This window comes from Halomonas sp. BMC6, assembly GCF_964204995.1.
Taxonomy (GTDB): Bacteria; Pseudomonadota; Gammaproteobacteria; order Pseudomonadales; family Halomonadaceae; genus Vreelandella.
The window spans coordinates 949,309-961,418 of the sequence record NZ_CAXNSH010000001.1; the positions used below are offsets into that span (position 1 = coordinate 949,309).

The window sequence follows — 12,110 nt, forward strand, 5'->3', positions numbered from 1 at the left end:
GCCGCCGGGGCAGGTCACCGGCGGCTAACAGGGCGGGGGATTCTAACGCAAAGCAGCGGGGGGATTAAGGTCTATCGCTCAACCAGCGCTCTAACTGGGTGCGGGTCAGTTCACCCACGTGCACGTCGAGGGTTTTGCCGTCGGTGTCGAAGAGCACGGTCGTCGGTAGTCCCGGCGCCTGGAACTGTGCCATCAGGGTTTGCTGTGGGTCGCGTAGTGGGTAGCGAAAGTGGAGCGACTGCTCATCCAAATAGCGGGCGATGGGCAGCAAGTCCTCCCCTTGGTTGGCAACGACGACGGTGATGCCATCGTGCTGATCCGCCTCTTCCAATAGCGGCATCTCGCGCAGGCAGGGCGGGCACCAAGTGGCCCATAAATTGACGATGATTCGGTCGCCTTGATTGGCCAGCGACGGAAGGTGGACCGTGTTACCGTCGAGATCTTTCAGAGCCACATCGGGCAGCGATGCCACGGCAAACGGCTGGCTGAGCGGGGCCAGTGTCACCAGCACCAGCCAGAGACTGGCGGCGCCGACCGTCATGGCGAGACCGCCGATCATCGCCAGCAGCCGTGCGCGCAGTGCCCAGGCGGTCCACAGCAAGCCAGCAAGCAGCCCGCCAAGGGCGTGATAGCCAGGCTGCCATACTTTCAGCGCGTCCAGCGGTGTGGCGCTATAGCTGTCCCAATGGAGGGCAACGAACGTCATCCGCGCGCCGATGAGCCAAGCGATCAGCAAGCCGTTGAACCAGCGGCCATGGGGCTTGGCCGGCAGTCCCAGCAGGTAGCGGCTGCTCAACAGCAGCAGGAGCGCACAGGCAAACGCGTAGAGCCGTGGCGTCGACATCAGCAGTGGACCGAGGGCAATGGCATTCATAGTCGTTCCGGTAAGCAGGTACACTGGGCCACCATACCATGCACGCTACTCATGACGGAGATGTCGATGCCGCAATCCTCTTTTGACACCCTGCGCGCCCTGGCCATAGGCACCCAGGCACTTGGCCTGGCGCTCATCATTACCCTCGAAACCGTCCTCGGCGACGCCGCACGCCCCTGGCAGGGCGGCGTGCTGGCCGCCATGGTGGCGTGTGCACTGGTCATTGCGCTGGTGCGTATGTACCGCAACAAGCGCCGCCAGAAGCGCTTGGCAGAGCGACTAGACGCGTCGGCGTCAGAAAACCACGAGCGTTAGAAACCGTTGCTTGTGTTTTTGGCGCGACGGTTCCAGATTAAGGGGAGCCCTGCGCTGGACAGTCGGGGCACTCAACACACTGGGAGCGACAAACAATATGATTAATAAGCGCGCATTAGCCATTGCCGTAGCGGCCTCATCACTTGCCTTAACCGGGATGGCCCAGGCGGAGGTCAAAGTTGGCTTCTTGGGCGGCTTTACCGGGGGAATTGAGAGTCTGACACCGCCCATCTTTGCAGGGGCGCAGCTGGCGGTCGAGCAGGTCAACGAGCAGGGCGGTATTTTGGGTGGCCAAACCCTGGCCATGCCATCGGGCGACACCACCTGTTCCGATGCGTCGGCTGCCTCCAACGCCGCCGATCGTATGGTGAACTCTGAAAACGTGACGGCCATCGTCGGCGCGCTGTGCACCGGTGCCACGATTGCCGCTGCCAACAATGCCGCGATTCCTGGCGGTGTACTGATGGTGTCTCCTGCGTCGACGGCGCCTGCGGTGTCGGAGCTGGACGACAATGACTTGGTCTTCCGTACCGTGCCGTCCGATGCCTTCCAGGGTGAAATTCTGGCCAAGCTGCTGCTGGATAAAGGCATCGATTACGTGGCCGTCACCTTCGTCAACAACGACTATGGCCGTGGCCTGTCGGACGCCTTTAGCGCCGCGTTTACCGCTGGTGGTGGCGAAGTCGCCGAGAACCTCGCCCACGAAGATAACCGTGCCGACTACCGTTCGGAGCTGGGCTCACTCTCCGCCAGCGGCGCCGATACCCTCGTCGTGCTGGCGTATGCCGATACCTCCGGCCAAACGGTGCTGCGCCAGGCCTACGAGAGCGGCATGTTCACCCAGTACGTGGGGGCCGACGGCATGGTGGGTGACAGCTTAGTCGAGGCGATTGGTGCCGACGTGTTGAATGGCATGATTGCCACCCGGCCCGGCAGCCCAGAGCTTCCCGGCACCGAGCTATTCAATGACGCGGCCGCTGAAGCAGAGATCGATCCCAGCGCCGTGTTTGCAGCCCAGGCGTACGATGCCGCCTTCCTGATCGCGCTGGCCATCGAGCAGAACGGCAGCACCGACCGTGAAGGGCTTTCAGAAGCGCTGCGTAACGTTTCCAGCGCGCCGGGTGAAGTGATTCTACCGGGCGAGTGGGAAAAAGCGGTCGAGCTGATCGCTGCCGGTACCGACATCAACTACGAAGGGGCCTCCGGCTCTCACGAGTTCGATGACAACGGCGACGTACCGGGGGTAGTGGTCGAGATGGCCGTAGAGAACGGCACCTTTACCAGCAAAGGTCAGGTGGATCTGTAATTACTTACCATCTGCCGATAGCAAAACGCCCCGCTCAAATGAGCGGGGCGTTTTTTTGTGGCGCTGATGGTATTAACCGTGGCTTTTGATCTTTTCAGGCAGCAGCCCTTTGGGCGCAAAGCGCAGTACCAGGGTAATCAGCATGCCGATCACCAAGACCCTCGCCTGTAGCGCTCGGCTGTCCATATTGCTGGGTGCCTCCCAGCCAAAGGCGTTCTCTCCGAGCGCGACAAACAGCTCCATCAAAAAAAGCGCCAGTGGCTCCGACATGATCCAGATAATGTAGACGGCCACCGCCCCAAAGATGGTGCCCAGGTTATTGCCGGGGCCGCCCAGAATAACCATTACCAGTACCAGGAAGGTGTGGTTCAAAGGCAAGTAGCCCTGTGGGTCGAACAGACTGTTGAACGTGCCCAGCATGCCGCCCCCCAGGCCCATCAAAATGCAGCCCAGCACGAAAATCTCCAAGCGACGCTTGTTGATGTCCTTCCCCATGGCCGCCGATGAGACTTCGTTATCGCGTATCGCGCGAATCATCCGCCCCCAAGGAGCGTGGTAAGCGCGATGCAGCAGGAAGAAAATCACCGCAATGACCACCGCTGTCACCGACAGGTAAATCGCGCGGGAAAGGGTAAACCCCAGCTCGGCGGGGCCAGGGGTTGGCCAGGGCAGCGGCGAGACGGTTGCTGTGCCGCGTGTGAGCCAGTCGGAGTTTTTCAAAAACGCTTTGATGATCTCGGCAATGCCCAGCGTGGCAATGGCGAGATAGTCGCTGCGCAGGCCAAGGCACACATGGCCAATAAAGTAGCCTACGCCACCGGCCAGCGCGCCGCCGACGATCCAACCCACCCAGGGCGGTAGGCCAAACCCGCCCACGAAGCCCGCCTGGGATTGGATTTGGCTGGTCACGTCGCGCAGCAGACTGATCACCACCAGATAGAGCACCACCGCCAGCACCACGGCGATGACGGTACGCAACGTTTTAGGGACGCCCAATCGGTCAAGCTTGGTGGCACCGATGACCAGCACAGTGGCCGCAAGGCCATAGAGCAGCACTTGGCCGAGTTCGCCCGGCAGCTCCGTGCCCCAGAAGGCATCGTTGACCGGTACGCTAAATAGCATGGCGCAGAAGCCGCCCAGAGCCACAAAGCCCATCACCCCGGCATTAAACTGCCCGGCGTAGCCCCACTGAATCGTCAGGCCCAACGCCAGAATGGCGTAACAGGCGGCTTCGACCAGCATGCGCGTGCTATACGCCGCGCCCATCATGGCATAAACCGCCAGGACGGCGACCAGCAGCGCGCCAAACAGCACCAGCTCGCGCAGCGGGAAGCGGCGCTGTGGCGTAGCGTCTTTCGGCGTGTAGGCCGGATTTCGAGTATTGGTTGGATGGCTCATTAGATCACCTTGCCTTTAAACAGGCCGGTCGGGCGCCACACCAAGATGGCCACCAGAATAAAGAACGGCACCACAATCTTATATTCAGTGCCCACGAAGGCGAGATTCGATGGCAGCGTCAGCCACTCGGGGAAGCTGTCTTGGAAGGGGCGCAGCAGCACGTTCCAATTGAATACCGCCAGGGTTTCGGCAAAGCCCACCACAAAACCACCGGCAATCGCGCCGTAGGGGTGGCCCACGCCGCCGACAATCGCCGCCGCGAAAATCGGTAGCAGCAGGAAGAAGCTCAGGTCGGGCTTGAAGGTTACGTCCAGCGAGAGCAGCGTGCCCGCAATGGCGGCCAAGCCGCCCGCAATCACCCAGGTGACCGCTACGATGGTATTGGTATTAATGCCCGATGCCTGAGCCAGCTCCGGGTTGTCCGACATGGCGCGCATGGCTTTGCCTAACCGCGAACGGTTTAGGAATAGGTGTAGCGCGATCACCGCCACGATGGTAATCACGAACAGATAGATCTGCGGCTCGGTGACGACGATGGGTGCCCGTGCACCCTCGAACGGTAGAGCAATGCGGAAGATCTCTTTGCGGTCATCCACGTAGAGGCTCTGCCCGCCGGTACCTGAGAACAGACGAATGAGGCCCTGCAGCATCAGCGTGACGCCCAACGAGCCAATCACCATCACGATCGGTTTCACGCCATGGGCGCGCAGCGGCTTGTAAAACGCCTTATCGATACCCACTGCCAGCAGCGCGGTCAGCAGCATCGCCAGCGGCAGCATGATCAGCGCCGTGGGCACGCCGATGCTGGCGCCGACGGCAGGGAACGCCGTGGTGAGCAGCAGCACCATAAAGGCACCGAAGGTCATCATGTCGGCATGGGCAAAATGGGCAAAGCGCATAATGCTGAAAATCAGCGTGACGCCAATCGCGCCAATGGCGTAAATCGAGCCAGTGACACTGCCCGCAATCACCACGTTATTAATAAAAAAAGCCAGTTCGTTCACGCGTTTCTCCCCCGGGCTAGCCGCCCAAAAAGCTTTTGGCGACATCAGGGTCGGCCAGTAGGGCCGCCCCGGTATCCGTAAAGCGGTTCTGGCCTGCTGCCAGTACAAAGCCCTTGTCAGCAATGGCCAAGGCCTGCTTAGCGTTCTGCTCGACCATTAAAATGCCCACGCCTGCGGCGTTGATCTTCTTCACGCGGTCAAAGATCTCATTCATGTAGAGCGGTGATAGGCCCGCCGTGGGCTCATCCAGGAGCAGCAGGCTAGGTTCCGCCATTAAGGCGCGCCCCATGGCGACCATCTGGCGCTGCCCGCCTGACAGCTCGCCAGCAGGCTGGTGGCGCTTTTCGACCAGCGGGGGGAAGAATTCGTAGACCTGTTCCAGCATGCGCTTAACGTTTTGCGGCTTCAGGTAGGCGCCCATCTCCAGGTTCTCTTTGACCGAGAGACTGGGGAAGACGTTTTTCTCCTGGGGCACGAAGCCCATACCGCGCTCCACCAGCTGGTTGGGCGGTAAGTTGTGAATCGGCTGGCCGTTAAGCAGGATCTCGCCCTGGTTGACGTTCAAAAGCCCAAATACCGCTTTGAGCATGGTGGACTTGCCCGCGCCGTTGGGGCCGACGATTACGCCGACCTCATCGGCATACAGGGTCATATTGACCCCGTTCAGGATATTCATGCTGCCATAGCCGCCGTGCACGTCGCGTGCTTCAAGCAGTGGCTGGGGTGATGCCTGTGTCGATGACATAAACGCGTCTCAGCAAACGTCGCGCTGGGGTCTCCAGGCGCGATCATGTTGTTATAGCCGTGGGTGGGCTGTTGGTCGTGACAGTGTGAAGCGTATTGCCGGGAGTTAGGCGGCGTCCGAGCCGAAGTAGGCCTCGATGACCGCCGGATCGTTCTGTATCGCTTCGATGTGCCCTTCCACCATGACGCTACCCTGAGCCAGGACGATGACGGGATCGCAAAGTCGCGAAATCATGTCCATGTCGTGCTCGATGACCAGGAAGGTGTAGCCCATTTCGCGGTTGAGCCGCTCGATATTGCCCATCAAATCGCCCAGCAGGGTACGGTTCACCCCAGCGGCGATTTCATCGAGCAGAACGATCTTGGCATCGGTCATCATGGTGCGGCCAAGCTCCAAGAGCTTTTTCTGGCCGCCGGACAGATTCCCCGCCAGCTCGTTGCGCACGTGGTGTAGCCCGACAAAGTCGATCACCTCCAGCGCGCGGCGGCGCACTTCGGCCTCCTGTTCGCGCACCAGCGATGGCTTGAACCAGGTGTTGAACAGGCTTTCGCCGGCCTGCTGAGGGGGCACCATCATCAAGTTTTCCAGCGCGCTCATCTGGCTGAACTCGTGGGCAATCTGGAAGGTGCGCAGCAGCCCTTTATGAAAGCGCTGGTCGGCGCTTAACGAGGTGATGTCTTCGCCATCCAGCAGAATGTGGCCGCTGTCGGGCATCAGCGCGCCGGCGATCAGGTTGAACAGCGTCGACTTGCCGGCCCCGTTGGGGCCGATCATGCCGGTGATCGATCCTTTCTCCACCCGGATGGAGCAATCGTTGATGACGTGTAGCCCACCGAACGCTTTATTAACGTGTTGTACTTCGATAAGCGGTTGCATGGTGTCCTCGTAAGGCAGGCGGCCTCGTCGCCGCCTGCTGTATGGATATTATTATGAGGGGTTAGAGTGCCGCAGGCGCTGGCCAATCGCAAAAGCCGCCACGATGATCAGCGAGCCGAGCGTCGGAATCAGATACCCCTCGACCTGGGGGATTGTGCGCAGGAACACGAACGATACCGCTGCCGGTCCAACGAAACGCACTAGAAAGCGCCAGAGAGCGAACCAAGTGGGGTGAGTGCCCAGCTCTTTCATGACTTCGCTCTGGGTCAGCGCCCATCCGGCAAACAGGGCAATCATCAGGCCGCCTAGCGGCATGAAGATATTGGTCAGCAGTTCGATGAACTCAAAGGCGCTGCGCCCAAACAGGCTGTGGAAGATCGTGCCTTCCGCCCATACGTTGAAACTCACCACGGTCAGCAGACCCATGGCCCAGGCGGCGACGACCATGATGGTCACGGCCTGGGGGCGGGTCATGTCGAAACGCTCCACCAGGAACGCCGCGACGGGCTCGATCAGTGAGATCGACGAGCTGAGCGCTGCGCCGAGCACCAGGATGAAGAAGACGCCGCCCACCAGCGCGCCAAACGGCATGTCGGCAAACGCTAGCGGCAGCGTCACGAACATCAGCCCAGGGCCTTGGCCCGTTTCCAGCCCTGCGCCAAACACTAGCGAGAAAATCGCCAGGCCTGCGACCATGGCCACGGCCGTATCTACGAACGCCACGGCAATAGCGGTGCGCGTCAGCGAGGCGTCGCTGGACATGTAAGCGCCGTAGGCCATGATCGCGCCCATGCCGAGACTCAAGGTGAAGAACGACTGCCCCATGGCCTGCAGCCAGCCTTCCAAGCTGAGATCGCCAATGTTGAAGGTGAACAGGAAGCTGGCCGCAGCGCCCACATCACCGTTGATGATGCCGTAGATCAGCACCACGATCAGAATGACGAACAGCGCAGGCATCATGATGCGTAGGCCCGATTCGATGCCTTTATGGATGCCCATGCCAACGATTAGCGCAGATCCCGCGATGAACAGCGTATGGTACATCGTCATCAGCCCGGGGGAGGCGAGGAGGGCGTTGAAGCCGTCGCTGATGGTTTGGGCATCGGCGCCGACCAGCGAGCCGGTGAGCATCAGCCAGGTGTAGTGCAGCGCCCAGCCCGCGATCACCGAGTAGAAACTCAAAATCAAAAAGGCAGAGGCGGCGCCCAGCCAACCAATCGACTCCCACGCCCGTGAGGTGCGATGCGTTTTGGTCAAATGCCGCATGCCCATGATCGGGCTTCGACGACTGGTGCGTCCCAGCATGGTTTCGGCGATGAGGATGGGAATGCCTACGGCAAAGATGGTCAGCGCATAGATGAGGATGAACGCACCGCCCCCGTTTTCACCGGTGAGATAGGGAAAGCGCCAGAGATTACCAAGACCGACGGCAGAACCAACCGCTGCCAGCAGAAACGTGCCTTTATGCGTCCAGACGTTATGACCGCTCATGTGAAGGAGTGTCCGTATTAAGGGTGTAAGGATGGGGGTAGGTATCCAAACACTTGTATGAATTATGGCGTGTCAGCGGCCCTAGGGCGCGCTGAGAATAGCGCTACTTTGCGATAGAACGCCGGCGCTTTCCAGCGTGATAGCGTTTAGGTTGCGTTAATGGGCTGGCTTGGCGACGGCGCAGGCCACTCGGCCATAGGCGCTGAAGAAGCAAAAAGAGCGCCACGCTGCGAACTTACACAAAAAAGCCCGCACGGTGGCGGGCTTTGAGGCGGCGGTCAGCTTATTTTTTGCTGGAACGCTTGCGCTCGTTCTCTTTGAGCAGCTTCTTACGCAGGCGGATGAAGCTCGGCGTCACCTCGACCAGCTCATCGGAGTCGAGGAACTCGATGGCTTGTTCCAGGGTGAACTTCACTGGCGGCGTCAGCACGATGTTTTCGTCGTTACCCGAGGCGCGCATGTTGTCCAGCTTCTTACCTTTGGTGGGGTTGACCACCAGATCGTTGGCACGGCTATGGATACCGATCAGCATGCCTTCGTACACTTCGGTACCGTGATCGACGATCAGCTTACCGCGCTCTTGCAGCGTATAAAGCGCGTACGCCAGCGCTTTACCGTCGACCATGGAGACCATGACGCCGTTACGACGCTCGATGGCGGCGTCGGGCTTCAGCGGGCCGTAGTGGTCAAAGCGGCTGGTCAGAATGCCGGTGCCGGAGGTCAGGGTCAGGAACTGGCCACGGAAACCGATCAAGCCACGGGCGGGGATGATGAAGTCCAAACGAACGCGGCCTTTGCCGTCCGGGTTCATGTTGGTCATTTCGCCCTTACGGTAGCCGAGCTCTTCCATGATCGAGCCCTGGTGCTGCTCTTCACAGTCGATGATGACTTCTTCGTAGGGCTCTTGCTTGACGCCGTCGATCTCTTTGATGATGACTTCCGGGCGGCCCACGGCCAGCTCGAAGCCTTCACGACGCATGGTTTCGATCAGCACCGACAGGTGCAGTTCACCACGGCCTGATACCTTGAATTTCTCGGGCGTTTCGCCCTGCTCAACGCGCAGCGCCACGTTGTGGATCAGCTCCTGATCCAGACGGTCTTTAATGTTACGGCTGGTGACGAACTTACCGTCTTTGCCGGCGAACGGCGAGTCGTTGACCTGGAAGGTCATGGAAACGGTCGGCTCGTCGACGGTCAGCGGCGGCAGCGCTTCGACGTTGTTCACGTCGCACAGCGTGTCGGAGATCGCCAGATCTTCGATGCCGGTGATGCAGACGATATCGCCAGCGGTGGCTTCGTCGGTTTGCACACGTTCGAGGCCCATGTGTGTCATCACCTGGCCGACCTTACCCTTACGGGTCTTGCCTTCCTTGGTGATCACGCTGATTTGCTGGTTCGGCTTGACGCTGCCGCGGGTGATGCGGCCTAGGCCGATAACGCCAACATAGCTGTTGTAGTCCAGGGCAGAGATCTGCATCTGGAAGGGACCGTCGACTTCGACCTTCGGCGGCTCGACGATGTCCACGATGGCTTGGAACATCGGGTCCATGTTGTCGGACAGCTCTTCCGGGTCCATACCGGCAATCCCGTTCAGCGCCGAGCAGTAGATGATCGGGAAGTCGAGCTGCTCGTCGGTGGCACCCAGGTTGTCGAACAGGTCGAAAATCTGATCGATGACCCAGTCAGGGCGCGCGCCAGGGCGGTCGATCTTGTTGACGACGACGATCGGCTTCAGGCCTTGAGAGAAGGCTTTTTGGGTCACGAAGCGGGTCTGCGGCATCGGGCCGTCGACGGCGTCGACCAGCAGCAGTACCGAGTCCACCATGGACATGACGCGCTCGACCTCACCACCGAAGTCAGCGTGCCCAGGGGTGTCCACGATATTGATGTGGTAGCCCTTACCATTCCCATCCTGCCACTGAATAGCGGTGTTTTTGGCCAGGATGGTAATACCGCGCTCCTTCTCCTGGTCATTAGAGTCCATGATACGCTCTTGGCCTTCGGCCTTGCGGTCGAGCGTGCCGGACTGGCTTAACAGTTTGTCTACCAAGGTAGTTTTACCGTGGTCAACGTGGGCGATGATGGCAATGTTGCGAAGATTCTCGATCACGACGCGATCCTGCTGGAAAAATAGGGCGGCATTATAGGGTCTGGGGGCGGTCGACTACCAGCGCTGTCTTAAATAAAGCAGCAAGTCAATAACCTAAACGCGGCAGTTTTCGCTGTTGTGACGCTTCCGTTAAGATAGGCGTTTTCCCAGTTGGGGCAAGCACATGACCATCGGTAACCTGATGCGTTTGTTGAGCGATGGCGAGGTTCATTCCGGTGAACAATTAGGCGAAGCGCTGGGCGTTTCCCGAGCCGCCGTGTGGAAACAGCTAAAGAAATTAGAGGCGCTGGGCGTGGAGCTGGTGGCCGTCAAAGGGCGCGGCTATCGGCTCGCGTACCCGCTGGAGCCCCTAGAAGGTGCCAAGATCGTCGAGCGGCTGCCCGCCGAGGCGCGTCATCTACTGACGCGGCTGTTCGTAGAGGATCAGCTGCCTTCCAGCAACGAATATCTGCGCGAGCGCTTCTCCCAAGGGGCTGGGCATGGCGAAGTTTGCTTCGTCGAGTTGCAAACCGCTGGGCGTGGCCGTCGTGGACGCGTGTGGTCGACCCCGTGGGGCCAGAGCTTGATGGTCTCGATGGGCTGGCGCTTCGAGTCTGGCATCAATGCGCTGGAGGGGTTGAGCCTGGCGGTGGGGGTGGTGGTTTCCCAGGTGCTCGAGCAGTATGGCGTATCGCCCAAGCTGAAGTGGCCTAACGACGTGTTGCTGGCTGAAAAGGGGGATGAGCTGGGTAAGTTGGCCGGCATTCTGATCGAGGTGACCGGTGATGCGGCAGGCCCTTGCGAAGTGGTCATCGGTATCGGTATGAACCTCTCGCTACCGGATAGCCTGCGTGCCACCATCGACCAGCCAGTGGCGGCGCTGTTTGATGCGCAACCGGGTATCTCTCGCAATCAACTGGCCGCGAATATGGTGTCGGGGCTGCTCAACATGTTGGCTGGGTTCGAAGCTGACGGCTTTGCACCCTGGTTGGAGGCTTGGAACCAGCGCCATGCCTACTCGGGACTGCCCATCCGCGTGATTCAAGGAGAGCGTTCCAGCGACGCCGTGGCGGGAGATGTGGATGAAAGTGGTAACCTTTGGGTTACTGAAAACGGTCACTCGCGACGCCTGTCGGGCGGTGAGATCAGCGTACGTAGGCGCCTATGATTTTGGATTTGGATATCGGCAACACGCTGTCGAAATGGCGGCTAAAGGATGCCGAGAGTAGTGAGATCCGCTCACGAGGTGCCGTGTGGACGCGGGAAGAGTGGCGTCCCGGGGCAGACATTCCCGACTTGGATGTCGTGGAGGCAGTGCGTATCTCCAGCGTGGCCAGGGCCGCCGTGCTCGAAGAGACTGTTGCGCTGTTACGCCGCCAAGTACGACACGTCTATGTGGCCCGCTCCACGCCGGAAGCGCTTGGCGTCGTCAACGGGTACGACGAGCCAGGGCGTCTAGGGGTCGACCGCTGGATGGGCGCGCTAGCGGGCTATCAGTTGGCGGGAGGGTGTTGCGCGGTGGATTGCGGCAGCGCCATCACCATCGACTTCGTCCTGCCAGGCGGTGTGCACTTGGGTGGCTTTATCATTCCCGGACTGCGGCTGATGAAAGAGAGCCTGAAGCTGGGAACGCGTAATGTCGCCATCGATCCTGAAAGCGAAGCCGATGCGCTGCTGGAGCCTGGGCGACGCACGGTGGATGCGGTGAACCACGGCATTTACATGGCGGCCGTCAGTGCCATCAACCGCATTTATAGTGAGGTATGTGATCAGCAGGGCGTGGCGCTGCCGGTGCTGTTGACCGGCGGCGATGCGCGCGTGGTTTCCCGTGGTGTTCAAGTGCCTCACGCGGTGTGGCCCGATATGGTATACGGCGGGTTGGAAGCCTGCTATCCGCTTACGTTTGCCGAGCGGGCGGGAAAGATGTCGGGAGCACCGCGAGTGCCCGAGCCAGTATCGTTAGAAAAAATTCGCGCAGGCCTTGCATTCTCCATGCTGCTTTGACAGAATGC

The 12,110-nt window shown here is 60.2% G+C and carries 11 protein-coding genes; 4 read left to right on the forward strand and 7 right to left on the reverse strand.

All coding sequences use genetic code 11. From position 1 onward, the window contains the following. Window positions 1-64: 64 nt before the first annotated feature. Complete coding sequence (locus AB6K10_RS04465) at window positions 65-874, reverse strand: TlpA disulfide reductase family protein (protein WP_339118074.1); 810 nt, start codon at window positions 872-874, stop codon at window positions 65-67. Window positions 875-940: 66 nt separating this feature from the next. On the opposite strand from AB6K10_RS04465, the gene AB6K10_RS04470 reads away from it, so the two are divergent. Together AB6K10_RS04470 and AB6K10_RS04475 are read left to right on the forward strand one after the other, a co-directional pair. Next, a complete protein-coding gene (locus tag AB6K10_RS04470) occupies window positions 941-1,189 on the forward strand; it encodes a hypothetical protein (RefSeq protein ID WP_058579851.1) in 249 nt (82 codons plus the stop codon). Between the two features lie 97 nt (window positions 1,190-1,286). Further along, window positions 1,287-2,495 carry an ABC transporter substrate-binding protein gene (locus tag AB6K10_RS04475; protein WP_339118075.1) on the forward strand — a complete coding sequence of 403 codons (1,209 nt, stop codon included), beginning with the start codon at window positions 1,287-1,289 and terminating at the stop codon, window positions 2,493-2,495. Window positions 2,496-2,567: 72 nt separating this feature from the next. Here AB6K10_RS04475 and AB6K10_RS04480 read toward each other — a convergent pair whose 3' ends face one another. From AB6K10_RS04480 to typA, 6 genes are all read right to left on the reverse strand, one after another. Next, window positions 2,568-3,893, reverse strand: coding sequence for a branched-chain amino acid ABC transporter permease (locus tag AB6K10_RS04480; RefSeq protein WP_253019238.1), 1,326 nt, complete (start codon window positions 3,891-3,893; stop codon window positions 2,568-2,570). Beyond that, window positions 3,893-4,897 (reverse strand): branched-chain amino acid ABC transporter permease, encoded by a 1,005-nt coding sequence (locus tag AB6K10_RS04485; protein ID WP_159340648.1) that lies wholly within the window; start codon window positions 4,895-4,897, stop codon window positions 3,893-3,895. Before AB6K10_RS04485 ends, AB6K10_RS04480 begins: the two co-directional genes overlap by 1 nt. Before the next feature lie 16 nt (window positions 4,898-4,913). After that, on the reverse strand, window positions 4,914-5,642 hold the full coding sequence (locus AB6K10_RS04490) for an ABC transporter ATP-binding protein (RefSeq protein WP_159340649.1): 729 nt from the start codon (window positions 5,640-5,642) through the stop codon (window positions 4,914-4,916). 105 nt (window positions 5,643-5,747) lie between these two features. Beyond that, window positions 5,748-6,518: an ABC transporter ATP-binding protein gene (locus tag AB6K10_RS04495; protein ID WP_159340650.1), complete on the reverse strand. Its 771-nt coding sequence runs from the start codon at window positions 6,516-6,518 to the stop codon at window positions 5,748-5,750. Between the two features lie 51 nt (window positions 6,519-6,569). Continuing rightward, window positions 6,570-8,009 carry a sodium-dependent transporter gene (locus tag AB6K10_RS04500; RefSeq protein WP_159340651.1) on the reverse strand — a complete coding sequence of 480 codons (1,440 nt, stop codon included), beginning with the start codon at window positions 8,007-8,009 and terminating at the stop codon, window positions 6,570-6,572. Window positions 8,010-8,292: 283 nt separating this feature from the next. Next, window positions 8,293-10,119 carry a translational GTPase TypA gene (gene typA, locus AB6K10_RS04505; protein ID WP_159340652.1) on the reverse strand — a complete coding sequence of 609 codons (1,827 nt, stop codon included), beginning with the start codon at window positions 10,117-10,119 and terminating at the stop codon, window positions 8,293-8,295. 163 nt (window positions 10,120-10,282) lie between these two features. Here typA and AB6K10_RS04510 point away from each other — a divergent pair, with 163 nt between their 5' ends. Further along, entirely contained in the window at window positions 10,283-11,266 is a 984-nt protein-coding gene (locus AB6K10_RS04510; RefSeq protein ID WP_305947949.1) for a biotin--[acetyl-CoA-carboxylase] ligase, read from the forward strand. Beyond that, a complete protein-coding gene (locus AB6K10_RS04515; protein WP_159340654.1) occupies window positions 11,263-12,102 on the forward strand; it encodes a type III pantothenate kinase in 840 nt (279 codons plus the stop codon). The genes AB6K10_RS04510 and AB6K10_RS04515 overlap by 4 nt, the downstream gene beginning before the upstream one ends. Window positions 12,103-12,110 lie beyond the last annotated feature (8 nt).

Coding starts and splice junctions, on each gene's coding strand:
- AB6K10_RS04465 (WP_339118074.1), bottom strand. CDS start 874: ATGAATGCCATTGCCCTCGGTCCACTGCTGATGTCGACGCCACGGCTC.
- AB6K10_RS04470 (WP_058579851.1), top strand. CDS start 941: ATGCCGCAATCCTCTTTTGACACCCTGCGCGCCCTGGCCATAGGCACC.
- AB6K10_RS04475 (WP_339118075.1), top strand. CDS start 1,287: ATGATTAATAAGCGCGCATTAGCCATTGCCGTAGCGGCCTCATCACTT.
- AB6K10_RS04480 (WP_253019238.1), bottom strand. CDS start 3,893: ATGAGCCATCCAACCAATACTCGAAATCCGGCCTACACGCCGAAAGAC.
- AB6K10_RS04490 (WP_159340649.1), bottom strand. CDS start 5,642: ATGTCATCGACACAGGCATCACCCCAGCCACTGCTTGAAGCACGCGAC.
- AB6K10_RS04495 (WP_159340650.1), bottom strand. CDS start 6,518: ATGCAACCGCTTATCGAAGTACAACACGTTAATAAAGCGTTCGGTGGG.
- AB6K10_RS04500 (WP_159340651.1), bottom strand. CDS start 8,009: ATGAGCGGTCATAACGTCTGGACGCATAAAGGCACGTTTCTGCTGGCA.
- AB6K10_RS04510 (WP_305947949.1), top strand. CDS start 10,283: ATGACCATCGGTAACCTGATGCGTTTGTTGAGCGATGGCGAGGTTCAT.
- AB6K10_RS04515 (WP_159340654.1), top strand. CDS start 11,263: ATGATTTTGGATTTGGATATCGGCAACACGCTGTCGAAATGGCGGCTA.